24 protein-coding genes and 1 pseudogene are annotated in these 21790 nt (G+C 62.0%); 7 read left to right on the forward strand and 18 right to left on the reverse strand.

Translation table 11 applies throughout. The features are described 5' to 3' along the window. The first annotated feature begins 89 nt into the window (after positions 1–89). A complete protein-coding gene (locus NYR54_RS15325; RefSeq protein ID WP_261516572.1) occupies positions 90–986 on the forward strand; it encodes a hypothetical protein in 897 nt (298 codons plus the stop codon). On the opposite strand, the gene NYR54_RS15330 is transcribed toward NYR54_RS15325, so the two are convergent. From NYR54_RS15330 to NYR54_RS15340, 3 genes are read right to left on the reverse strand one after another with little or no spacing between them, the layout of a single operon-like run. After that, on the reverse strand, positions 962–1306 hold the full coding sequence (locus tag NYR54_RS15330) for a DUF1491 family protein (RefSeq protein WP_261516599.1): 345 nt from the start codon (positions 1304–1306) through the stop codon (positions 962–964). The two genes, NYR54_RS15325 and NYR54_RS15330, sit on opposite strands and share 25 nt — an antisense overlap. Positions 1307–1353: 47 nt before the next feature. Continuing rightward, entirely contained in the window at positions 1354–2193 is an 840-nt protein-coding gene (locus NYR54_RS15335; RefSeq protein ID WP_261516573.1) for a peptidoglycan-binding domain-containing protein, read from the reverse strand. Further along, positions 2168–3958, reverse strand: a complete 1791-nt coding sequence (locus NYR54_RS15340; protein WP_261516574.1) for a PAS domain-containing sensor histidine kinase — start codon at positions 3956–3958, stop codon at positions 2168–2170. The genes NYR54_RS15335 and NYR54_RS15340 overlap by 26 nt, the downstream gene beginning before the upstream one ends. A 386-nt stretch (positions 3959–4344) precedes the next feature. On the opposite strand from NYR54_RS15340, the gene NYR54_RS15345 reads away from it, so the two are divergent. Together NYR54_RS15345 and NYR54_RS15350 are read left to right on the forward strand one after the other, a co-directional pair. Next, a complete protein-coding gene (locus tag NYR54_RS15345) occupies positions 4345–4704 on the forward strand; it encodes a DUF5330 domain-containing protein (RefSeq protein WP_261516575.1) in 360 nt (119 codons plus the stop codon). Between the two features lie 32 nt (positions 4705–4736). Next, positions 4737–5165 carry a SufE family protein gene (locus tag NYR54_RS15350; RefSeq protein WP_261516600.1) on the forward strand — a complete coding sequence of 143 codons (429 nt, stop codon included), beginning with the start codon at positions 4737–4739 and terminating at the stop codon, positions 5163–5165. 24 nt (positions 5166–5189) lie between these two features. Here the strand turns inward: NYR54_RS15350 and NYR54_RS15355 are convergent, their stop codons facing one another. Both NYR54_RS15355 and NYR54_RS15360 read right to left on the reverse strand, forming a co-directional pair. Continuing rightward, complete coding sequence (locus NYR54_RS15355) at positions 5190–6017, reverse strand: DUF6456 domain-containing protein (protein WP_261516576.1); 828 nt, start codon at positions 6015–6017, stop codon at positions 5190–5192. Next, positions 6014–6304 carry a helix-turn-helix domain-containing protein gene (locus NYR54_RS15360; RefSeq protein WP_261516577.1) on the reverse strand — a complete coding sequence of 97 codons (291 nt, stop codon included), beginning with the start codon at positions 6302–6304 and terminating at the stop codon, positions 6014–6016. The genes NYR54_RS15355 and NYR54_RS15360 overlap by 4 nt, the downstream gene beginning before the upstream one ends. A 330-nt stretch (positions 6305–6634) precedes the next feature. Here NYR54_RS15360 and NYR54_RS15365 point away from each other — a divergent pair, with 330 nt between their 5' ends. After that, complete coding sequence (locus NYR54_RS15365; RefSeq protein ID WP_261516578.1) at positions 6635–6904, forward strand: cytoplasmic protein; 270 nt, start codon at positions 6635–6637, stop codon at positions 6902–6904. Between the two features lie 357 nt (positions 6905–7261). Here NYR54_RS15365 and NYR54_RS15370 read toward each other — a convergent pair whose 3' ends face one another. From NYR54_RS15370 to NYR54_RS15405, 8 genes are all read right to left on the reverse strand, one after another. Continuing rightward, positions 7262–7699 (reverse strand): Ros/MucR family transcriptional regulator, encoded by a 438-nt coding sequence (locus tag NYR54_RS15370; protein ID WP_261516579.1) that lies wholly within the window; start codon positions 7697–7699, stop codon positions 7262–7264. 268 nt (positions 7700–7967) lie between these two features. Further along, the gene (gene mnhG, locus NYR54_RS15375) at positions 7968–8339 is read right to left on the reverse strand and encodes a monovalent cation/H(+) antiporter subunit G (protein ID WP_261516580.1); all 372 of its coding nucleotides are present in this window, start codon (positions 8337–8339) and stop codon (positions 7968–7970) included. Continuing rightward, entirely contained in the window at positions 8332–8667 is a 336-nt protein-coding gene (locus tag NYR54_RS15380; protein WP_261516581.1) for a cation:proton antiporter, read from the reverse strand. The genes mnhG and NYR54_RS15380 overlap by 8 nt, the downstream gene beginning before the upstream one ends. After that, a complete protein-coding gene (locus NYR54_RS15385) occupies positions 8667–9146 on the reverse strand; it encodes a Na+/H+ antiporter subunit E (protein ID WP_261516582.1) in 480 nt (159 codons plus the stop codon). The genes NYR54_RS15380 and NYR54_RS15385 overlap by 1 nt, the downstream gene beginning before the upstream one ends. Continuing rightward, positions 9143–10702, reverse strand: coding sequence for a Na+/H+ antiporter subunit D (locus NYR54_RS15390; protein ID WP_261516583.1), 1560 nt, complete (start codon positions 10700–10702; stop codon positions 9143–9145). The genes NYR54_RS15385 and NYR54_RS15390 overlap by 4 nt, the downstream gene beginning before the upstream one ends. Continuing rightward, positions 10702–11079 (reverse strand): Na+/H+ antiporter subunit C, encoded by a 378-nt coding sequence (locus NYR54_RS15395; protein ID WP_261516584.1) that lies wholly within the window; start codon positions 11077–11079, stop codon positions 10702–10704. Before NYR54_RS15395 ends, NYR54_RS15390 begins: the two co-directional genes overlap by 1 nt. After that, on the reverse strand, positions 11079–11498 hold the full coding sequence (locus tag NYR54_RS15400; RefSeq protein WP_261516585.1) for a Na+/H+ antiporter subunit B: 420 nt from the start codon (positions 11496–11498) through the stop codon (positions 11079–11081). The genes NYR54_RS15395 and NYR54_RS15400 overlap by 1 nt, the downstream gene beginning before the upstream one ends. Before the next feature lies 1 nt (position 11499). Continuing rightward, on the reverse strand, positions 11500–13854 hold the full coding sequence (locus NYR54_RS15405) for a putative monovalent cation/H+ antiporter subunit A (RefSeq protein ID WP_261516586.1): 2355 nt from the start codon (positions 13852–13854) through the stop codon (positions 11500–11502). A 206-nt stretch (positions 13855–14060) separates the two neighbouring features. Between NYR54_RS15405 and msrB the strand changes: the two genes are divergently transcribed. Next, positions 14061–14468 (forward strand): peptide-methionine (R)-S-oxide reductase MsrB, encoded by a 408-nt coding sequence (gene msrB, locus NYR54_RS15410; protein ID WP_261516601.1) that lies wholly within the window; start codon positions 14061–14063, stop codon positions 14466–14468. A 100-nt stretch (positions 14469–14568) separates the two neighbouring features. Next, a complete protein-coding gene (locus NYR54_RS15415; protein WP_261516587.1) occupies positions 14569–16674 on the forward strand; it encodes a S9 family peptidase in 2106 nt (701 codons plus the stop codon). 87 nt (positions 16675–16761) lie between these two features. Here NYR54_RS15415 and NYR54_RS15420 read toward each other — a convergent pair whose 3' ends face one another. The 4 genes from NYR54_RS15420 to NYR54_RS15435 form a co-directional block, all read right to left on the reverse strand. Further along, positions 16762–17670 (reverse strand): cytochrome c, encoded by a 909-nt coding sequence (locus tag NYR54_RS15420; protein WP_261516588.1) that lies wholly within the window; start codon positions 17668–17670, stop codon positions 16762–16764. A gap of 9 nt (positions 17671–17679) precedes the next feature. Further along, entirely contained in the window at positions 17680–18129 is a 450-nt protein-coding gene (locus NYR54_RS15425; RefSeq protein ID WP_261516589.1) for a c-type cytochrome, read from the reverse strand. Between the two features lie 192 nt (positions 18130–18321). Continuing rightward, complete coding sequence (locus NYR54_RS15430) at positions 18322–18924, reverse strand: superoxide dismutase (protein WP_261516590.1); 603 nt, start codon at positions 18922–18924, stop codon at positions 18322–18324. Between the two features lie 113 nt (positions 18925–19037). Continuing rightward, the gene (locus NYR54_RS15435; protein ID WP_261516591.1) at positions 19038–19904 is read right to left on the reverse strand and encodes a branched-chain amino acid aminotransferase; all 867 of its coding nucleotides are present in this window, start codon (positions 19902–19904) and stop codon (positions 19038–19040) included. A 437-nt stretch (positions 19905–20341) separates the two neighbouring features. On the opposite strand from NYR54_RS15435, the gene NYR54_RS15440 reads away from it, so the two are divergent. Further along, the gene (locus NYR54_RS15440) at positions 20342–21067 is read left to right on the forward strand and encodes a L,D-transpeptidase (RefSeq protein ID WP_261516592.1); all 726 of its coding nucleotides are present in this window, start codon (positions 20342–20344) and stop codon (positions 21065–21067) included. A 142-nt stretch (positions 21068–21209) separates the two neighbouring features. Here the strand turns inward: NYR54_RS15440 and NYR54_RS15445 are convergent. Then, positions 21210–21641 (reverse strand): annotated as a pseudogene (locus NYR54_RS15445) (helicase HerA-like domain-containing protein); the annotation flags it as partial. Positions 21642–21790: the final 149 nt, after the last annotated feature.

Raw genomic sequence — 21790 nt, forward strand, 5'->3', positions numbered from 1 at the left:
CGCCGAGGCGTTCATGATTTTCATGGACGGCCCGGCTTGTTGTACTCATTGTGGGCCTTTGCTGCGTGTCAGCCGTAGATTTCAGGCATATGGCGTTTGATCGGGGGCCGCGCAACTGCGAGCGCGTGTTCCGTGCCGCCATATCCGCCTATTGCACGCTGGAACGGCCCACCCGTCAGGAGACGGCCCAGCTCGACGATCTGGCTCTCGGCCTTTTCGATGCGGTGTCGGTCGAGGCGCTGCGGTTCGCCGCCGCAGCGCTTTCCGAATGCGAAACCGCGCCGCCCGGCCTCGTGCGGCGGCTGGCAGAGGAGCCGCTCGAGATAGCCGCTCCCCTCCTCGTGCGATCTCGCGTTCTGAGCGACGTCGATCTCATCGCCGTGATCGGGCACTGCGGCATCGATCATGCAAAGGTCATTGCCCGGCGCGAAGGCCTTAACCCGGTCATCGCCGCGCTCATCCGCGCGCTCGTGGCCCGGGCCGAAACGGTCGGAGAAGAGGCGGCCGCCGGGGAAACGCCTAGACAGGAAAGCGCCGCCCTGGCGGAAGTTCGCAGCCGTCTCCTCGATCTCATGAAGAAACATGAGCCCGACCAGCCTCCACGCTTCTCATGGCCGCTTTCGTCGGGCAATCTCTATCCCGCGCTGCGGGAAGCCGCACTTTCGGGAAATCCAGCCCGGCTTGCAACCATGCTTGGCGAGTCGCTCGGGCTCTCGCCGAAACGCGCCGAAAGCCTGGTAAGCGATTCCGGCTTGTCGGATCTTCTCGTCGCGCTGAGAGCTCTGGACCTTGCCCCGGAGCAGGCCTTCCTCGTGGCTGCGGCCGTGGCGCCCTCCCATTTCATGCACGCCGCCGATGCGCGCCTCTTCCTCACCCGCTACGACGCGCTCACTCGCGAGGCCGCGTATGGCAGGCTCGAGTCCTGGCGCGGCGAAGCCGGCGCCAGGCCGCCTGCTACCCTTCATTCGCTCGCCAGCGGCAGGTAGTGCACGGCCTCTTGCGGCGCCTCGATCTCCACCACCCACATGTCCGGATCAAACTGCATTTCGCGCGCCAGTCGTTCCTCCACCGCAGCTTCCTCCACCTTTTCCAGGGTGCGGACAAACTGGCGCTCGTCGGGGCGGGCTTCCTCATAGCTGGTCTGCGGCGCGGGCACATAGAGATCCAGCTCCCCCAGCCGTGTGCGGCATAAGACGAACACCGCACCCGCCTCGCGCGCGCCGCGGCGGCGCACGGCGGCAAAGCCTCCATCGCTGAAAACCCGTTTGATGAGGGCCGAAACCCACAGCTCGCTGGTGACACGCACCTGCGTCATCCCTTATCCGCACGGGGTCGCCGGAAAGTCCGGCAGCATCAGTTGATCAGGCCGATCTCCTGCATCTTGGAGAGCAGTGTCTTGTCCGGCTCGCCGGTCACCGGCAGCCCGAACAGCGACTGGAACTCGGTGATGGCCCGGCGGGTGCGGGCGCCCATGATGCCGTCAACCTCGATGTCATCGTTGCCGAACGCCTTCAAGCCCTCCTGAACGCGCCGCACCGTCTCATTTCCGGAGCCGCCGAGCGAGGCGGTCTTGATCTCCGCATCGTTGGCTTGCTTCGCGGGCCGCGGCGCGGGCGCAGGCGTGGCCCCGGAAGGCTTCGCTCCCTCCAGACCGAGCTGGCGCAGCAGTGCCGCGTCGATGTTTGCCCCCTCCTCGAGGCCAACGATACGCCGATAGGTCTCGATCGCCGCACGCGTCTGCGGCCCGTCCATTCCGTCTATCTCACCACGGTAGAGACCCAGCTCGCTGAGCACGGTCTGAACGGCGCGAACGGTTTTGTCACCCGACGGCTCCGGAACCGAACCGGTCGATTCCGACATAGGGCCGACGGCGGCGGCAGCCATCTCCTCCTTGCTCGGTGCGACTTCGCGAACTTCCCGCCGTGGCGCGACCGTTGGAAGAGGAGGCTCCGCTTCCGTTTCAGTCTCCACCGCGGGAACCGCCGGGCTGCGGGTGGAGACGAAAGCATTCGGATGCATCTGCGGCTGATAGAAGAGCGCGTTGGCAGAGACGAAGGCCAGCGAAACGAGAAAGGCCGTGGTGCCGCCCACCGCGGCAGGGTTGCGCGCCACTGCGGCGCCAACACCCGAAAGTCCCCTCGCCACCCAGCTCCAGCGGCCGCCCCGCTTAGGCCGTCTTGCGTAACGCGTCATAATTCCACTCACACTTCCGGTTCGTTTCCCAACCGGCGGCGCCTGCCTTCTCTTCCTCGCCCTCTCCGTCCGCGCCGTCGGCCGGCAGGGATATATGGACCCGGGTTCCTGCACCGGGCGTGCTTTCAATGCTCAGGCTGCCGCCTTGCAGGCGCACCAAGCCCTTCACCAGCGACAGCCCCAGCCCCGTCCCTTCATATTGCCGCGTGTAGTCGTTATCCACCCTTGTAAAAGGCTGGCCTACTCGCTGCAGGTCGTCAGCCGACATGCCGATGCCGGTATCGCTCACGGTCATCTCTAGCCGTTTGCCGTCGCGACGCGCCGTCACCTTAACCTCGCCCGAGGGCGTGAACTTCATCGCGTTCGACAGAAGATTGATCAGCACCTGCTGCAGCGCCCGCCGATCACAATGGACCGTACCTACGTCTTCGGCAATATCGGCCTTCACCTCCACCGTCTTTGCCTGCACCTGTCCGGCCGTGACCGCGATGCACATGCGCACGGCGTCGTCCAGGCGGAACGGCTCGGCGTTGAGGCTATAGGCGCCCGACTGCAGTTTCGACACATCTAGGATCGCATTCACGACCGCAAGCAAATGGCTGCCCGCCTGATGGATCAGCTCCACATACTCGCGCTGCTTGGCATGCGCGAAGTCGCCGAACATCCCGTTCGCCAGCACGTCGGAAAAGCCGACAATGGCATTGAGCGGCGTGCGCAGCTCGTGGCCCACGGAAGCGAGAAGATGGTCCCTGGCGATTGCCGTCTCTTCCGCCTGCTTCCGCGCGATCGCCAGCGCCTCTTCCAGTTCCCGCCTTGCGGCATCATCGCGGAGGATCGCCGCGAAGCCCGCCCCTTTTGCGCGCGCAATCACGTCGCATGCAAAATTCCGATAAAGCGCCTCGGAAGGCAGTCCGGCCGGCGCAGGCACCCGGATGCGCAGGCGCAGCGAGCGCGCCGTCTCGCCGCCGCGCAGATCACTCAGCGCGGTCAGCCATGCCACACGATCCGCTACGTGGATGCGGTCGAACAGACCAGAGCCCAGAACCATTTCCGGCGCCACGCCGAGCAATTCCTCGACCTTCTCCGATGCGTGGCTCACCTCTCCCGAATCCTGCAGATGCAGCACGGCCGTAGCCGGCATGTCTTCAAGGGACGGTGCAGCTTCGGCCGCCACCTCTTTCGCCCTGCCCAGCCTCATCAGTGGCATACGGGCGAGAACGGTGGCGGCATAGATGAGCGGCATGATCCAGTGCCAGGCAGAAGGCGCTGCTTCAGGCAGAATCAAGCCATTCAGCTCTGCGCTGGCTGCCACGGCCGCGCCAGACACCGCCACGCCAACACCGATGGCGCGGCGCGTCCGCGCGACCCACCCAGCTTCGATCGCAATCGCGGCGGCGCTCGCCGCCAGGGGCGAGGCGAGCCCACCGGCAGCGGCTATCATAACTGCCGTCGCCATCGCGGCGATGACGAGCGCTGCGGGCTCGACGATGCGTCGAGCCGCCGTCGCGATGAGCCCGAACGGCAGCACAAGGCTGATGCCAAACACGATGGCGACCGCCGCAAAGGCGGTGCCCGTGCCCGTCGCCTGCATTCCCAGTTGCGCGGTGACCAGCGCGGCAAGCACAGGACCAGCCAGCAGCACCTGCAGCAGGCGGCGTTGCCGCGCCCGCTCCTCTCCCGCCGTCACGGAAGGATGGAGCAGCCGCTCGCAAGCAGCCTCAATATCCTGCACCCAGTCTTTAGAGGGGGTCGCTCGTGTACTCAACTCGATGCGCTCTGCCGAATCCGCTTGAGGGGGCTGTCGTTTGGCCAAACTCGCATTCACCATTTAAGGAAAGGATAAACGCAGGTACGCCCAAGCCGCCGCAGGCGGCAAAAAATTGGCGCATGGCCCAATTCCGTCGCCGGCGATTGCGCGCATGGTTAACAAAGAATCGCCTTTTTCTGCGCCAGCCGCCTGCGCCCGCAACACCACCGCTCGGCGGCAAACGCAGATTCGTCATCCAATCAGGAAGTTAGAGGCTTCCCGAAGGTTATGATTCAGCCCTGCATTTGATTAAATCCCGCTGGGACCGCCATTGTCAGCATTTTTACGCATTTGAGCGCATTCTCTGCCTCTGCGGCACCGCCGGTGCAGGGAGCGTCATTGACATGCGGTTTCTCATCCGTCTTGCCTTCGGCCTCGGGCTTTTGTTTCTGATCATCCCTTTCGAAAAGGACGGGCCGGCTCCGGCAGAATCAGCGAGCAAACCGGTTCCGGCGGAGCCGGTGGGTTCGCTTCAGCTTTTTTCCGCCGCAAGCGAGGCGATGCGCGATATTGCCGGAATCTGCGACCGGCGTCCCGACGTCTGCGTTACCGCGAAAGCCATGTTCGCCACCTTGGCGGCACACGCAGCGGAAATTCTCCACTCGGCTCCGGCGCCCGCCGATCAAGGGTCTCGCCATCCCGTCCCCGATGCACCGATCCCGGCAGGTCAGGGAAAGAAAGCGGGTTCGGACATTTCTCCGTGACGCTCGCGACCATTGCCACTATATGCGGTGGCATGATGGCCAGCATAGAAAACATCCGCGAGGACTTCGCCTTCCTGGACGACTGGGAGGAGCGCTACCGCTACATCATCGAGCTTGGCGGCGACCTGCCGGATTACCCCGAGTCGGCGCGGGACGAAGCCCACAAGGTGCGCGGCTGCGTCAGCCAGGTCTGGCTCTACACGGAAGTGGGAGACGGCCCCGATCCGGTCATCACCTTTCGCGGCGATTCAGACGCTCATATAGTGCGGGGACTGGTGGCGATCATGATGGCGCTGTTCAGCGGCAAGCGGGCCAGTGAAATCCTCTCGATCGACGCGGAGGAGACGCTGCGGGCGCTGGGTCTAGACGAGCATCTCACCCCCCAGCGTGCAAACGGGCTGCGCGCCATGGTCCGCCGTATCAAGGACGAGGCGACCGCCGCGCTCGGCGCGGTCGCCTGACGGTATAGGGCTCCAGCCTTACTTTCACCGTAGGCTCGGGCGAAAACCGTCCGCACCCCAATGCAGAATCGAGCGGCGGCGGGCAGGCTGCTGCGGCTCGTAATGGCGGCTGAGTGCCGCAAGAGCGGTCTTCAACACCACCTTGGCTGAGCGGACCGGCCAGCCACGTTCGCTCTCAACGCGCTCCAGCCCTTTGAGGAAACAGCACACATCCACCAGCACCCCAGCGAGTTCCGGGCCAACGGCCTCCAGCGCCCGGTTGACGCGCTGGCGCGCGGCAAGCGCGGCATCCGTAAGATCGGCGATCCCATTCTCCCCGCTTCCCCGGCGCCCGCCTGCCACCGGTGTGCTCCAGTTGACGCCGAGCCGCGGCATGATCCGCCCCCTCGTAAAGTCCTCTCGCAGCCTTTCGCCCGCGCGCACTTCATTCTCCGAAAGAAACGGCTTGCCGTCCCGCCCGCGCCGGCGCGCGAGCTGTGCAAGGGGCGACTCGGAAAGGTTTGCCTCGACCCTCTCTGCGCCTCCGTCAGTGGAAACGGTCACACTGCCCAGATCCATGAGCTGCGCCCGGAATGGATCCTGCGGCGCCTCGGCGCGCCTTGCCAGCGCAACGCCTTCGGCCGACAGCACGAGCCGCCCGTTCACCTGTCGGATGATGTTCTTGCGCACAAGCACAGCGAGAGTGGCCGGCGCTACCGAAATCGTTCCCCGTTCGCCGCCGTCAAGAAGAACGATGCCGTCCTTCGCCGCCGCGCGGACGGTTGCCGTGCCCGCCGTCGAAAGAAAGCGGGCCACGCGGACCGTCTCCCTTTCGATGCGCCGGGAGGTGATGTTGATCTCGGATCGCTTCACCGCAGCACCTCCGTATGCCGGAAAGCGGCCGCAACGACCTGCTCGGTTACACTCACGATACGATCGAAGTCAGGATCGTCCCGCATGTCCTCGATCAGCTGGCAGGCATACTGCACGGTTGTCCGGTCCCGCCCGAAGCCGCGGCCCACCTCGGTCATGTTCAGGCGAAGCACCACATGGGCCACATACATTCCGATCTGCCGCACACGCGCAACCCCGACGGTACACCGTCCCGGCCGGCGCAGGTCGCGCCCCCTCACGTTGAACAGCGCGGCCACCAGATCCATTACGCACTCGCAGATATCCGTAATCCTTTCGTCGCTCACCGGGCTGAGTTTGCGCGTGAAGGGCGCCGGCGAGGCCGTCGCCAGCCCATCTCCGTCATTTTGGTGTCGGATTGCAGCGTTCGATCGCACGGGGACATATTCCTTCTGCCAACAGGAATATAGTCCTTATAGCGCGCGCCATCCGGACCGTGAACAAAAAGAGAACTAGAAATCGGCTATGATCGATCAAGTTATTGTTTCTAAATAATAATTTTCCGATTCATACAACAGACTTATCCCCGGCGCACCCGAAGCCTCCAAACTGCCCCGAGCAAGAACGGAGATGGGCAGATGGAGATCGAAAAGGAAGCTAGGGCATTCCGCCAGGCGAAGGCACGGCGTGTCGTGGAAGCGCGGCAATCGGCCGCCTTCTTTCTCATGTCCGGAATAGACTTGAACGACGCTCTGAAGACCTCTGGAAAGGAGCGCGCGATCATCCTTACCCGCCTCGGCCGGCTGATCGAGCGTGAACGCCTCAAGGGCGTGCGCCGGCACTGGAGCTACGACCTCAACCGTCACATTGCCCTGAAACAGGCCTATGATCGGTTGAAGGCTGGATAGACGCGGCGCAACAGAGGCACAGATGCAACATGTCACCACGCCAAAAGACCGTTATCCCATTCGCAGCATGGACCTGTCTCTCTGGGAAAACGTGTGAAGCCAACGGGGCCTGAAAACGGTGAAGGCCTCGCCAAAGGCGGGGCCGAGCCCAGCACCATACAAGAGCTTGCTGTCGCTCGCCTGTGTGGTGGCCCCTGGTAGGGTCTTAGCGCAATTCCAGGAAAAGGGGATACCGGTTTTCCGTCCGGAATTGCGCAAACAATAACCGGATCCTTTCTGTGTTTTCGTGAAACACAGGAAGGATATAGACGCAGATCCTGTTTCCAGGATAGCGGCTCTCAGAAAGGCAACAAATGTCTATTTGCCTTTGCCTTTGCCTGTGCCCTTACTTTTCCGGCCAAGACCCATTTTCTTGGCAAGTTCGGATCGCGCCGCCGCATAGTTCGGCGCGACCATCGGATAGTCGGCGGGAAGACCCCACTTCTCGCGATACTGCTCCGGCGTCAGCCCATAATGCGTCATAATGTGACGCTTCAGCGACTTGAACTTCTTTCCATCTTCGAGACAGATGATGTAGTCGTCATGCACCGAGCGTTTCGGATTCACGGCCGGCTTCTGCTTTTCGACCGGAGCCTGCTCCTCGGAGCGTGTGACGCGTCCAAGAGCAGAATGTACATCGGCGATCAGATTAGAAAGCTCCGACACCGGAACAGGATTGTTGCTCACATAGGCTGCAACAACATCTGCCGTCAGTTCGACAAGCATTCCGTTGTTCTTTGTTTCTTGTTCATCCATTTGCATATCTTGCCCCAAACGTCCGAGAGGACCCTTTCGTAACATCGGTACATACCGTACCGCTCCGCTCATCGAAGTTTTTTCTTATGTTATGCGAGAGATCGATGACACTGGCGTGGATATTCACACTTTGATACACCTCGTCAACCCAATTTTTTCTCATTTGATATTCAATATATCAATTATACTTACTTCATTAGCGCAAAATCGGATTCTGCCCGCCGTCGAAGCTTCGGCCTTCGCTGAAAGGCCTTCAGTGCCCAGCGCCTCAACGGGAAGAGCCGGCCTGCCCATCTCCTTTCCGCGTGCGCTCCTTGCCCATTTCATCAAGAACCGACCCGCTCCACAGGCGATATCCGGTGCCGTAAGCGGCTTTGGCCAGAAGATGAGCCGAAATCGGTGCGGTCAGCAGCAGGAAAACGATGGCCGCGACGGCGCGTGTCACCGTCGAGAGGTCATGCTGGAACAGCGCAAGCGCAAGCAGAAGCAGGCCCGAGCCGACCACGCCGGCCTTGGAGGCGGCGTGCATGCGCGTATAGAGCTCCGGCAGGCGCAGCACGCCGATAGCCGCAGTCAAAGCAAAGAAAGCGCCAAGCAGCATCATTGAGCCAACGAGAAGATTCTGTAGAAGCTCAGTCATTGTGCTTCTCCCGGTAGATTCCGCGCTCGTCCCTTGAGACGAATTCCGCCTCGTAACGCCGGCTCATCACGAAGCGTGCGAAGGCCACGGTGGCGAGGAAACCAACCAAACCGAGGGCGATCGCAATATCGAGATAGAGTGTGAAGCCGGTGCGGATACCGATCACCGCCATGATCCCCATGGCCACCATCACCAGCATGTCAAGACCCACCACCCGGTCCGTCAGGGTCGGGCCGAGCACCACGCGGATCGTCGCCAGAAGCAGTGAAAGACTTAGGATGCCGAGCGCTGCAACGCCTGCGAAAGCAAGGAAGCCTTCCCCCGTCATTACCGGAATGCCTCCATGATCTTTCGTTCAAAACCCATTGCGATATCCCGCCGCAGCCCGTCCGGGTCCGAGCAGTCGATGGCATGGACATAGAGAAACTTGCGGTCATCCGACACGTCGACCGTTAGGGTGCCGGGGGTCAGCGTGATCATATTGGCCAGAAGCGTGATCTCGAAATTTCGATCCACGGTGAGTGGATAGGCGAAGATGCCGGGCTTCAGCTCCATGCGCGGCGACAGCACAAGTCTCGCCACGCGCCAGGCCGAAAGCGCAAGCTCGCGGATGAACAGAACCGCCAGAGAGAAGAGCTTCCGCCCCCTCTCGAAATAGCCGAGCGAGCCTACCTGTTCGCGGATGAGATGAAGAGCAGCGGCCCCGAGCACGAAGCCGAAGACGATATTGACGAAGGAGAAGGAACCGGTGACCAGCGCCCAGACCAGCGCAAGAAGGATATTCGTTAGGTAGAGATTGGCCTTCATTGCACCGCCCCCTCCGGAAAGACTGAGCCGATATAGGTCGATGAATCCAGGATACCGGCAGCGGCCCGCTCCGCCACCGCGATCACCGGTTCGGGATAAAGTCCAATCAGCAGGACAGGCAGCGCGAGGACGCCGAGCGCGATATAGCCCAACCGCGGCGAGATGGCCGACACCGGCGCCGGCCCGGAAGGCATGCGCCATATGGCAAGAAGGAACATCCGGCCAAGCGCCAGCGTGGTAAGCAGGCCCGTCGCAAGAATTGCGAAGGCAAGCCACGGCCAGCCCGTGTCGATCGCTGCGCGCACCAGCAGCACTTTCGGCCAAAGCCCGGAAGCTGGCGGCAACCCGGCCGCCGCAAGCATCAACAGAAGCGCGAATGCCGCGACAAGCGGATGGCTCGCATAGAACCCGGAAAGCGAACGCAGCGAATAGTCGCCGGCAAGCCCGTTCATCACGCCCGCCAGCAGGTAGAGCGCCGTCATCACAATCATGGAGTGGAAGGCGTAGAATATGGTTCCGGACAATCCTTCCGCCGTGCCCAGCGCCAGTCCGGCAAGCATGACGCCGACGCCGGAAATGACCACGAAACCGAGCACGCGCCTGATGTCAGTCTGAGCAAGCGCGCCCATGATGCCGATGATCATGGTGGCTGCAGCGCCCCAGGCAATCAGGCATGAAAGCATATCGCGCTCGAGGGGGAACAGCATCACCAGCGTGCGCAGAAGCGCATAGACGCCCACCTTGGTCAGAACGCCACCGAACAGCGCCGCCGTCACGATCCGCGGCGTATGATAAGAGGCGGGCAGCCAGAAATTCACGGGAAAAGCCGCCGCCTTCATTCCGAAGGCAAGCAGGAATAGCGCTGCCAGCGTCGTGAGCGGCGCCGTCTCCCGGAAATTCCCGGCCTTGCGCGCAATGTCGGCCATATTGAGCGTGCCGAACGCGCCATAGAGCAGCGAAACCGTAATCAGAAACAGCGTGGTGCCGATCAGATTGAGTATCGCGTATTTCGTCGTGCCGTCGAGCTGCGGATGCTCCGAGCCAAGCACCAGAAGCCCGAAGGAGGAAATCAGGAAGACTTCGAACCAGACGTAGAGATTGAAGATGTCGCCGGTAAGAAACGCGCCGCCCACTCCCGCCATCATCAGCATCAGGAATGGATAGAAGCCGTAGCGCCGCCCGACCGTGCCGATATCTGCGATCGCATAGACTGCGCCCACCAGCGCCACCAGCGTCGCCACCAGCGCAAGCGATGCTCCCAACACATCTGCGGCAAAGGAGATGCCGAAGGGTGGCAGCCACCGCCCCATCGTCATGACCAGCGGTCCATCCGTCAGCACCCGATGCAGCAGCAGCACATTGCTAAGGAACGTGGCGAGAAGTGCCCCGATCGCCAGACCCGCATGCCATCGCGTCTCGTGCCGCAGCATCATGAGCAGTGCACCGGCCACGATGGGAATGGCAACCGGCGCCACCACCACCCAGTCGGCGGCGGAGGTGGGCGCAAGCACGAGCGCGTGTGCGAGATCAGCGGCTTCTGCGGCGTTCTGTGCCATTAGTACCCCAGCGGTGGAAGGTCCTCGCCCTTGGGCTCGGCAAGCCGCATGCCGTCCGTGTCGTCAGTATCAAGATCTTGATAGGCGCGAAAGGCAAGCACGAGCAAAAAGGCGAAAAAGGAAAAGGAAATCACGATCGCCGTCAGGATCAGCGCCTGCGGCAGCGGATTGGCCGCGACCTTGTCGAGCACCTCGAGGCCTTCCGGAATGATGGGCGGCACCTCGCGGACGATGCGCCCGGCCGTGAAGATCGTCAGGTTCACCGCATTGGAGAAGATGGCAACGCCGAGCAGAATGCGGATGATGTGCTTCGAGAGCATCAGATAGATGGAAACGGCGTAGAAGAGGCCGATCACGGCGGCAAGAACGGGTTCCATTACGGATGCCCCCTTTCCTCTAGCGCCAGCGCGATCGAAGTGATGGAACCCACGACGACGAGATAGACCCCGGTGTCGAACCCCAGCACTGTCGAAATATCGACCGAAATGCCCAGCACATTGATGCTCGTCCAGATGCCCGTCAGGAACGGCACCTCAAGAAACAGCGACACCACGCCGGACAGTCCCGCAAGCAGCAGCCCGAAGCCGGAAATCGCCATCGGGTGGAAATAGAGCGCCCGACGCGCGGCCGGCACCCCGCAGGCAATGCCGTAAATGGCGAAGGCAGAGGCCGCGATCAGCCCGCCGATGAATCCGCCTCCCGGGTCGTTGTGCCCGCGCAGAAGCACGAAAAGCGAGAACAGGATCATCAAGCTCGTCAGGTACGGAGCGGTCGTCCGGAAAATCAGCGTGCTCATCTTACGTCCGCGCTTCCTCCTGAATGGCCTTCTCTCTGGACTTCCCCACACGGACGCGCACCAGCGCGAGAATGGCAAGCCCGGCGATCATCACCACGGAGATTTCGCCAAGCGTGTCGAGACCGCGGAAATCGACGATGATCACATTCACGATGTTGCGTCCATGCGCGATCACGCGGGAATTTTCGGCAAAGAATGTGCTGAGTGACGGATCGAACGGCGTCTGCACGACGCGCAGGAGAATCAGGAAGAAACCCAGTCCGCAAAGGCTGGAGACCGAAAAATCGAGCAGCTTTTGCGAAGCCGGCCGGTGATCGGCGGGATACAGCCTCAGCCGCGTCATGACCAGAGCAAGGATGACCACCGACAGCGTCTCCACCATGAACTGCGTGAAGGAAAGATCGGGCGCGCCCAGGAGCATGAACAGAAGCGCCACCGCAAATCCCTGGATACCTAGGCACGCAATCGCCGTCAGCCGGTCGCGCGCATAGACCACCGCGGCCACGCCGATCAGCGCAATCGCAAGCACCGCCCACTCATAGATGCGAAGCTGCTCCAGCACCGGCATGGAGGGCAGTTCGCCGTAGCTCACCATCGGCACCAGCAGGCAGATGGCCAGCACGATGAAGGTGACTGTCATGTAGATGTCGAGCCGGCCGTTGTGAACGGTTCTGGTCACAGCGGCGGAGCAGCGGATGGTGCCGCGCACAAGCTGGTCGAACCCCCTGTCAGGCCCCCATCCGATCGCCGCAAGCACCGCCGCCATCGTCCCGCGTCCGCGCTCAAGCGTGGCATAGAAGGCGATGCCGAGCGCAACAGTGAGTGCGGAAAGCAGAAGCGGCATTCCCAGATGGGGCACCCAGGAGATCGTAACCTCCACGGGCGCGCCAATGACGGCGCTCGCCATCGGGCTGGAGACGAAATGATGGCTGAGGCCGGAAAGAAGCGAGGCAAGAAGCCCGCTCGCAGCCAAAACCGCGGGCCCCAGCCACAAGAGAACCGGTCCTTCGTGCGGGTGCTTGGGCGTCTCGCCCCGCGCTCCGGCAAAGGGTTTCAGCCCCACGGCAAAGCCTATCGCGAACATCAAGGCGTTGCCGGCAATGGCTGTGAGCGTCAGGAGCACGCCCCAACTGCTGCCTGCGGCCAGCCCCGCATAGATTTCCTCCTTCGCCAGAAAGCCGAAGAAGGGCGGCAGCCCACCCATTGAAAAGGCCGCAAGCACCGCTGCCGCAAAGGTGATCGGCATGGCCTTGCCGATCCCGCCAAGCTTCCTGATGTCGCGGGTGCCCGTTTCGTGATCAATCGCGCCCGCGACCATGAACAGTGCGCCCTTGAACATGGAGTGGGCGACGAGATAGAGCACCGCCGCCTCCACCGCCACCTCCGAGCCGAAGCCCGTCAGCATGATCAGCAGGCCGAGCGAGGCGACGGTCGTATAGGCGAGCATCAGCTTCAGATCGGTCTGGCGCAGGGCAAGCAGCGTGCCTGCGATCAGCGTCGTGCCTCCGAAGACGGGCAGGATCGTCTCCCAGGCGAAAGTCTCGCCCATGACCGGGTTCAGGCGCATGACGAGATAGACGCCCGCTTTCACCATGGTGGCCGAATGCAGGTAGGCGGAAACCGGCGTCGGCGCCTCCATCGCGTTTGGCAGCCAGAAATGGAACGGAAACTGCGCCGACTTGGTGAAGGCGCCGCCCAGCACCAGAAGCAGAGCTGCAAAATAGACAGGTGCCTCACGCAGCCCTTCCCCGGCCGCAAGCAGAGAGGAAAGCGAACTCGTCCCCGTCGCCGCGGCAATGACAAGAAGCCCGGCAAGCAGCGAAAGCCCGCCTGCGCACGTCACGATAAGAGCCTGAAGGGCGGCACGGCGCGCCGCCTCGCGGCTGTGATCGAAGCCGATCAGCAGGAAGGAGGCGATGGACGTCAGTTCCCAGAATACGAAAAGCATCAGGAAGGAATCGGCCACCACCAATCCCTGCATGGCGCCCATGAACATGAGGATGAACGAGAAAAAGCGCCCCTGATGCGGGTGGCCTCTCAGATATCCTCCCGAGTAAAGGATGATCAGCGTGCCGATGCCCGAGATCAGCAGTGCGAAGGTGAGCGAAAGCCCGTCAAGATACCAGGAAAATTCAACGCCAATGCTGGGGATCCAGGGATAGCCGCCGGCGATCGGCTCGCCGCTGGCGACCGATCCCAGGAAGCCCGTGAAGTGGAGGAAGATAAAGGCGGGAACAACGGCCAGCACCCAGGCGGCGTTGTGGCCCAATACCCGCGTCAACAGGGGCGCGACAGCGGCTGCGAGAAACGGCAGGACAAGCGTGAGAAAAGTCATCCACTGCTCGTCCGCCACCATAGGTGTTCCCCGCTGCGATTTTCCCCTTACGGCACCGGCATCAAGATCGGCGCCCACGTCCGAGGCCGTGGAATAGACGTTCAAATCCCAAGGGGCAAGACGTGCCGGGCAATCAGTCCCCAAAATCAATGGATGCATTAATTTTCATGCCGGATACACTGCAAACAGCGCCCGGACACACCAGATATGTTCCAGGAAGGACGATCATGGCACATGACAGGCAAATGAAAGTTCAGAAGACAGACGAGGAATGGCGCCGGATCCTCACGCCGGAACAGTACCATGTGACGCGCGAACACGGCACGGAACGCGCCTTCACCGGCCCTTATTGGGACAATAAACGTGAAGGTCTTTACCGGTGCGTTGCCTGCGGGCGACCCCTCTTCTCGTCAGAAACGAAATACGATTCCGGCACCGGCTGGCCGAGCTTCTATGCTCCGGTGGACAAGGATGCGGTGACGCTTCATGAGGACAAGTCCCTGCTTATGACGCGGACAGAAGTGCGTTGTGCCGATTGCGACGCGCATCTGGGTCACGTCTTCAACGACGGACCGGAGCCGACGGGCCTGCGCTACTGCATGAACGGACATGCGTTGAAATTCGACGAACGCTGACCGGTCCATTCTCACCGGCCTCCGGCCTTGATCGAGCGGAGTGGACGCGCTTCATTCGCGCTCGAAGATTCGCCGACCGACATTTCCGAAAGCTGTTTTCATGCCTTCACACGCCTTTCCTGCCGTCACTCCACCCAAAGCTGAAAAACGCCCGGTCGAAATCACCCATCACGGCATTACTCGTGTTGACGACTATGCCTGGCTCAGGGCCGAAAACTGGCAGGAAGTACTGAAGGACCCCGCCCGGCTCGCGGCCGACATCCGCGCCCATCTGGAGGCTGAGAACGCCTATCAGGAGGCGCTCATGGCCGACACCAAGGAGCTTCAGCGCACGCTGTTCGCTGAAATGAGGGGGCGCATCAAGGAGGACGATTCCTCCGTCCCAATGAAGGACGGCCCCTACGCCTACGGCACGGCCTATCGCGAGGGCGGCGAGCACCCGCGCTTTTTCCGCACGCCGCGTGAAGGGGGCGAGGAAGAGGTGCTGCTCGACGGCGATGTGGAGGCCGAGGGCAAGTCCTACTTCCACCTGACCGATCCCGCGAATTCGCCCGATCACCGCCTTCTGCTCTGGGGCTATGACGACAAGGGATCGGAGTTCTATACGCTGCGCGTGCGTCGGCTTTCCGACAAGTGCGATCTTGACGACCGTATCGAGAACGCGGGCGGCTGCGGCCCATTCAATGCCCACAGCAGCGGCTTCTACTACGTCCGGCTCAATGAAAATCACCGCCCCTCGAAAGTCTTTTTCCACGCGATCGGCGATGAGCAGGCGCAGGATCGCCTGATCTACGAGGAGACCGATCCCGGCTTTTTCGTGAGTGTCTTTGGCAGCCGGCTCGACGACTGGATCTTCATCTCGATCCACGACCACGAGACAAGCGAATACCGCATTCTGCCGGCGAACGATGCCAGCGCCGAGCCTCGCCTGATCGCCGCGCGCGAAACCGGCCTGCAATACTCTCTGGAGCCCGGCGGCGACGTGTTCTTTATCCTGACGAACGCCGACGGCGCTAGAGACTTCAAGATCATGACGGCGCCTGTGAGCGATCCTTCGCGCACCAACTGGCGCGACCTCGTGCCGCATGAGCCGGGCCGGCTGATCCTGTCGATCGTCGCCTTCAAGGACTTCCTCGTGCGCCTCGAACTCAAGGATGCCTTGCCGCGCATCGTGGTGCGCGAGCGCAAGAGCGGCGAGGAACACATGATCGCCTTTGAGGAAGAAGCCTACTCGCTCGGCCTGATCGGCGCCAGCGAGTACGACACGGATGTATGCCGCTTCTCCTATTCCTCCATGACCACGCCGGCGCAGATATTCGACTACAACATGCGCACGCGCGAGCGCGTCCTGCTGAAGACGCAGGAGGTGCCGTCCGGGCACGATCCGCAGGACTATGTCACGCGCCGCCTGATGGCGCCGGCGCCCGATGGCGAACTGGTGCCGATCTCCCTCGTCCACCGCCGCGATCTCGCGCTCGACGGCTCGGCCCCCTGCCTGCTCTACGGCTATGGCGCCTATGGCATCACCATTCCGGCCGCTTTCCGCACGAACCCGCTTTCTCTCGTCGATCGCGGCTTCATCTATGCCATCGCCCATATCCGCGGCGGCAAGGACAAGGGCCGGGCCTGGTATGATGACGGCAAGCGCGAGAAGAAGACCAACACCTTCACCGATTTCATCGCCTGCGCCCGCCATCTGGTGGCTCTGGGTTATACCAGCCCTGATCGCCTGGTCGCCGAAGGAGGGTCCGCGGGCGGTCTTCTCATGGGGGCTGTCGCAAATATGGCACCGCAGGATTTCCGCGCGATCGTGGCGGCGGTTCCCTTCGTGGACGTGCTCAACACGATGCTGGACGACACGCTACCGCTCACCCCGCCCGAGTGGCCCGAATGGGGAAATCCGATCGCAAGCAAGGAAGATTACGAGACGATCGCCGCCTATTCCCCGTATGACAACATACGCCCGCAGCCCTATCCCGTCATCCTGGCGCTCGCGGGGCTCACCGACCCTCGCGTAACCTACTGGGAGCCTGCAAAATGGGTGGCTCGCCTGCGCGAGTTCAACACGGGCGAAAACCCGATCATGCTCAAGACAAATCTTGAAGCTGGCCACGGCGGCGCTTCGGGCCGGTTTTCGCGTCTCGAAGAGATCGCGCTCAGCTATGCCTTTATGGTGAAGGCGGTAGGGATAGTGAGTAGTGAGTAGTGAGTAGTGAGTGTAATTTCTTCCTTGTACTTTCAATATCTAATTTCTATTCACCGTTCACCAATCCCTGTTCGCTATTTCCACCCGCTACTCCACCTCCTCCACCACCTTCAAATACGCCGCAATCGCCTCCCGGTCTTCCGCTGGCAGGTGGGCCATATTCTTCTGAACCGCCACCATGGCGCCGCCGACTGAATCGAAGTCCGGCGTGAAGCCGCTTTCCAGAAAATAGGCGATATCGCCCTCCGACCACGATCCGATGCCCTCCGAACTCGGCGTGATGTTCGGCACGGTGCCATTTCCCTCAGGCGCCGGCCCGCCCGCCAGCCAGCGATCGAGATCTGGGCCGCCAAGCCAGTCGCGCGGGGTATGGCATTCGCCGCAGTGGCCCGGTCCTTCCACCAGATAGCGCCCGCGCAGCACCTCCGGTAAAGCATCCTCACCCAGCGCCACCACAGGCTCGGGATCCAGATAGAGAAGCTTCCACAGGCCGATGCCGCGGCGCAGCGTGAAGGGAAAGGAAAGGCTGTGCCCTTCCGGACGCCCTTCCACGGGCGGCAATGTCCTGAGATAGGCGAAGAGATCGGCAACATCCTGGGGTTCCATCCGCGCATAGGACGTGTAAGGAAAAGCCGGATAATAATGCTCGCCCTCGGGCGAGATACCCCGCAGCATGGCGTTGGCGAAATCTAGTTCGCTCCAGTCGCCAATCCCGTCTTCGGGATGCGGCGAGATGTTGGGTGCCACAAAGGTGCCGAAGGCCGTCTTCAGAGCACGCCCTCCTGCAAGCTCCAGCGCTGCCTCTCCGTCCGCGTCGGGCCGCGCATGGCAGGAGGCGCATCCTCCGGCAACGAAGATGCGTTCGCTGCGCGCGGCATCACCCGGCTGCAACCCGGATAGATCATCTTCTTCGAGAGGCTGCGGCCCAGTTGCCCACCACAGCACAACGCCCGCCGCCGCCACTGCGGTGGCGAGCCAGAGCAAAGCCCGTCTCATGAAGAACGATCAGTCATCCTCAAGGCGGAAGTTTTCGTGGCATGCGCTGCAGTTGGAAAGCACCGGCATGACCGCCAGGCGGAAAGCCTCAAGATCGGCCGGCCCGTCGCGTCCCGAGGCCTCCACGGCCGCAGCCGCGTCGGTCCTGAATTTAGCGAGGGTTTCCCGGAAAGCGTCCGGGTTTTCCCAGATGGCCGGAGCGGCCCTGGTCTCACCCACGTTAGAGCCTTCGGGGAAGAAATCGCCCATGGCCTCAGCAGTTGAATGGAAGGTCGCGATCGCCGCTTTGGCCACAACGGGATTGTAATCCATTTCACCCTTCAACATGGCGCTAGCGGCACCGGCCGAAGCAGCGTTGGCCTGCATAAGCGCCTGTCGCACCGCAATCGGATCATCGGCCGCCGTAACCGCTGCAGCAGAAAAGAGGAGAAATGAGAAGGAGATTGCTATTTTCTTCATGTGGCACTTCTCCATGATGTCCCCGTGCCACCATAGCGAGCCATTCGCCGCGGCGAATTTAAAATCCAATGCTTCCGGAATCACGCTTTCGTGAGGAATTTTGCCGCCTTAGCTCAGCGCCGTGGCTCCGGATACGGAAAACCCGGCCAAGTGGCCGGGTCTCCGCAACGCACTGTTCGCGGTGAATCTGTGTCAGCCGCGTGCCTTCTCGTAGCACTCCAGGACGTAGTCCCAGTTGATGAGGTTGTCGACGAAGGCTTCCAGATATTTCGGCCGCGCGTTGCGATAGTCGATGTAGTAGGAGTGCTCCCACACATCGACCCCAAGGATCGGCGTGCCGCCATGCACCAGCGGATTCTCGCCGTTCGGCGTCTTCATGATCTCAAGCTTGCCGTCCTTGAACGCGACCCACGCCCAGCCGGAACCGAACTGCGTCACGCCGGCATTGATGAAGTCAGCGCGAAACTTGTCGTAACCGCCAAGATCGCTGTCGAAGGCTTGCTGCAGCGCCCCCGGCAGGCTCTTTCCGCCGCCGCCCTTCTTCATCCACTTCCAGAAATGGATGTGGTTGAAATGCTGACCGGCATTGTTGAAGAGGGCCTGGTTCTTCCCGTAGGACTGCTTGACCACCTCTTCGAGCGGCAAATTGTCCATCCCGGCCTCGGCCGCCAGCTTGTTGCCGGTGTCCACATAGGCCTTGTGGTGCTTGTCGTGATGAAATTCCAGCGTCTCCCGCGACATGTAAGGCTGCAGAGCCTCATAGTCATAGGGCAGGTCCGGCAGTTCAAAGGCCATGGTGGTCTCCCTCGTAGCACTGGTTGACGATCTACGCCTCGCAGATAAGGCGGGATTTCATCTTTGGCAATGCGGGCGAGCCACCGCCCGATCGGATCGATCGCGCAGCGCGCTTACGAATGCGCCCACTCCCAATAAAGCGCGCGCGCCTTTTTGGCCACGGGGCCGGGCTGCAGCAGGCGATCCTCGATGCGGGTGACCGGGACCACCTTGGAATGGTTGCCCGTCGAGAAGATCTCGTCTGCATCCAGGAAATTCTGAACGCTGAGGCTCTTCTCGATCACCGGTATACCTGCTTCTTCGAGCAGGCTTATCACCCGTGCGCGCGTGATGCCTGAAAGAAAGGTGCCGTTCGGAGCAGGCGTGAAAACCTGCCCGTCCTTCACCATGAAGATGTTGGACGTACCCGTCTCGGCCACATTGCCCAGCATATCGAGCACCAAGGCATTGTCGAAGCCGCGCGCCTTGGCCTCCAGAATGGCCCGGGCGTTGTTGGGGTAGAGGCAGCCCGCCTTGGCATTGGTCGGCATCGTTTCAATGGTCGGGCGGCGGAAGCGCGAAACACCCACCGAAAAGCCTTCCGGCGAGATCATCGGCGCCTCGTAGAGGCACAGGCAAAAGCGCGTCGAGGAAGGATCGGCCGGCACGCTCATATAGCCGCCGTGCTCGGCCCAGTACATAGGCCGGATGTAGACGGCGGTTCGCCCGTCGAATTTCTTCAGCCCCTCCCAGGTGAGGGAGACGATCTCCTCGGCGGGCACGAATGCTTTGAGCCCCATCGCGCGCGCCGACGCGTTCACCCGCTCGGCATGGCGGTCGAGGTCGGGCGCAACGCCCTCGAACCAGCGTGCGCCGTCGAAGACCGAGGAGCCCAGCCACATCGCATGGGTCCGCGGGCCGGCGATCGCCACATTGCCCTCGTGCCATTGCCCGTCGAGGAATGTCCAGGTGGTGGATTGCGCCTCAGGTAGTGCGGCCATGATCTCGTGCGCTCCTTGATTGGTCTTTTCCGTCCGCTGCCGGACGGCATGTCAGGCGGGCTCCTTCGCATGTTCCAAAACCCCGGCGGCCCGCGTCAAGTACAACCTTGGGCATCATCACGCCCATCGATCTTCATCGAGCTTGCAAAATAACGCCTCGCTCGTGCACCCATATGATTAAGCTGGCCACTCGCCTGGCTCTGGCGCATTACCGTTCACGCCGTCGTGACGAAGGTGTGAGCAGGCAAAACGTTGCAGAAATGCCATATGCCGCAACAATCTCGCGCCGCACACGTTCTCCACCTTGCCGGTTGCGGGGCAAAGATAAATTTGACGAGGTGATGATACATACCATGCGCACCAGTTCCGCTCGGAGCTTCCGCCGGTTCGCCAATCACTGTTAGATTTCGCCAATCACTGCTAGATGAAGAGTTTCGATGCCCGCTATTGACAATCCTCCCTCCTCTCATCTGTCCCGCCGCACTTTCGTAACAGCCGCCCTCGCCGGTGCAGCCTCCCTTTCCGGCTGCGTCAGCGTGCCGAGGCCGGTACCCATGCTGGTCTCAACCGCGACCCCCGTGGACATCATGTACGGCCCGCTCATCGATGAAGGGTATGAAGTCCCGCTCGTGCCTATCAACAAGATAGATCCGCGATTTCTGCGCCAGGAAGTACCGGATCCGACCGGCGAGGCGCCCGGAACCATCGTGATCGACACGTCACAGCACTTCCTCTATCTCGTGGGTGGAGGCGGCCGGGCCCTCCGTTACGGTGTCGGCCTTGGACGAGCCGGCTTCGAATGGTCCGGGCGGGCGGTCGTTGCGCGCAAGGCGAAGTGGCCCAAATGGTTCCCCCCGGAAGAGATGATCGAGCGCCAACCCGAGCTTGAGAAATATCGCCCGGAATACGACAAGGTTTCAGGCGAATGGCGGGGCGGCATGGAGCCGGGCATCATGAATCCGCTCGGCGCGCGCGCGCTATATCTTTATGAGAACGGCAAGGACACGCTCTACCGCATCCACGGCTCGCCCGAATGGTGGACGATCGGCAGGTCCGTGTCCTCCGGTTGCGTGCGGATGATCAATCAGGACGTCATCGATCTTTATGATCGGGTGCCCATAGACACGCCGGTGCTGGTTACCAGCGGCCTGCGCGTAGTCTAGCGCAATTCCATACCGGTTTTCCGTCCGGAATTGCGGAAAACCAGTAACTCAGGCGGTGTGCGGCGTTGCCCGCACCTGCCTCCGAAACAGCGCCCATACCTTAAAGCATATCGAGAAGGCGTTCCCGGGCCCGACGTCACCCTCACCTTCTCCTTAAGCTTCCCAATATTCCGCGAATGATCTCGCGGCCGAGCGTGCTGCCCACCGAACGCACGATCGACTTGATTGCAGCCTCCGTGACGCTCTGGCGCTGATAGGAGCTGCGGCCGGTAGATCTGCCGCTTCCGCGGCGGCTGCCATTTCCGAAATCGGGCAGGGTCCACCCTGTACCCTTCTCCTCCGCATCCTGCTCCGGCACGGCCTGCGCGGCTTCGGCGGCACGTTTCTGCAATATCTCGAAGGCCGATTCCCGGTCCACCGCCTTGTCGTATTGCCCCGTGACCAGGCTTCGCTGGATCGCGGCCTGCCGCTCCGAATCGCTGATCGGCCCCATGCGCGAGGATGGCGGGCGGATCAACGTCCTCTGCACCACGGACGGAATGCCTTTCTCCTCCAGTGTCGAGACCAGCGCCTTGAGGTGGTCCCGCCTGATGAGACAGTTTGGCGGCTTGGCTAAGGTGGATCGGGTTGGTTTTTACGCCGCCAATTTCTCCATCATTTCGGTCGTAGCATAGACCTCGTCGGGTGTCCTGCCGCCGAAGGTTGAGTGCGGGCGTCGCCGGT

The sequence above is a fragment of the Chelativorans petroleitrophicus genome, from assembly GCF_025398195.1.
In the GTDB taxonomy this organism is placed as follows: domain Bacteria; phylum Pseudomonadota; class Alphaproteobacteria; order Rhizobiales; family Rhizobiaceae; genus Chelativorans; species Chelativorans petroleitrophicus.

Bases quoted from the DNA above. Each gene is read 5' to 3' on its own strand.
- NYR54_RS15380 (WP_261516581.1), bottom strand. From the start codon at position 8,667: ATGACGGGGGAAGGCTTCCTTGCTTTCGCAGGCGTTGCAGCGCTCGGC.
- NYR54_RS15395 (WP_261516584.1), bottom strand. From the start codon at position 11,079: ATGGAACCCGTTCTTGCCGCCGTGATCGGCCTCTTCTACGCCGTTTCC.
- NYR54_RS15390 (WP_261516583.1), bottom strand. From the start codon at position 10,702: ATGGCACAGAACGCCGCAGAAGCCGCTGATCTCGCACACGCGCTCGTG.
- NYR54_RS15365 (WP_261516578.1), top strand. From the start codon at position 6,635: ATGGAGATCGAAAAGGAAGCTAGGGCATTCCGCCAGGCGAAGGCACGG.
- NYR54_RS15335 (WP_261516573.1), bottom strand. From the start codon at position 2,193: ATGACGCGTTACGCAAGACGGCCTAAGCGGGGCGGCCGCTGGAGCTGG.
- NYR54_RS15325 (WP_261516572.1), top strand. From the start codon at position 90: ATGGCGTTTGATCGGGGGCCGCGCAACTGCGAGCGCGTGTTCCGTGCC.
- NYR54_RS15370 (WP_261516579.1), bottom strand. From the start codon at position 7,699: ATGGATGAACAAGAAACAAAGAACAACGGAATGCTTGTCGAACTGACG.
- NYR54_RS15345 (WP_261516575.1), top strand. From the start codon at position 4,345: ATGCGGTTTCTCATCCGTCTTGCCTTCGGCCTCGGGCTTTTGTTTCTG.
- NYR54_RS15350 (WP_261516600.1), top strand. From the start codon at position 4,737: ATGATGGCCAGCATAGAAAACATCCGCGAGGACTTCGCCTTCCTGGAC.
- NYR54_RS15420 (WP_261516588.1), bottom strand. From the start codon at position 17,670: ATGAGACGGGCTTTGCTCTGGCTCGCCACCGCAGTGGCGGCGGCGGGC.
- NYR54_RS15430 (WP_261516590.1), bottom strand. From the start codon at position 18,924: ATGGCCTTTGAACTGCCGGACCTGCCCTATGACTATGAGGCTCTGCAG.
- NYR54_RS15385 (WP_261516582.1), bottom strand. From the start codon at position 9,146: ATGAAGGCCAATCTCTACCTAACGAATATCCTTCTTGCGCTGGTCTGG.
- NYR54_RS15435 (WP_261516591.1), bottom strand. From the start codon at position 19,904: ATGGCCGCACTACCTGAGGCGCAATCCACCACCTGGACATTCCTCGAC.
- NYR54_RS15415 (WP_261516587.1), top strand. From the start codon at position 14,569: ATGCCTTCACACGCCTTTCCTGCCGTCACTCCACCCAAAGCTGAAAAA.
- mnhG (WP_261516580.1), bottom strand. From the start codon at position 8,339: ATGACTGAGCTTCTACAGAATCTTCTCGTTGGCTCAATGATGCTGCTT.
- NYR54_RS15405 (WP_261516586.1), bottom strand. From the start codon at position 13,854: ATGGTGGCGGACGAGCAGTGGATGACTTTTCTCACGCTTGTCCTGCCG.
- NYR54_RS15400 (WP_261516585.1), bottom strand. From the start codon at position 11,498: ATGAGCACGCTGATTTTCCGGACGACCGCTCCGTACCTGACGAGCTTG.
- NYR54_RS15360 (WP_261516577.1), bottom strand. From the start codon at position 6,304: ATGGATCTGGTGGCCGCGCTGTTCAACGTGAGGGGGCGCGACCTGCGC.
- msrB (WP_261516601.1), top strand. From the start codon at position 14,061: ATGGCACATGACAGGCAAATGAAAGTTCAGAAGACAGACGAGGAATGG.
- NYR54_RS15440 (WP_261516592.1), top strand. From the start codon at position 20,342: ATGCCCGCTATTGACAATCCTCCCTCCTCTCATCTGTCCCGCCGCACT.
- NYR54_RS15425 (WP_261516589.1), bottom strand. From the start codon at position 18,129: ATGAAGAAAATAGCAATCTCCTTCTCATTTCTCCTCTTTTCTGCTGCA.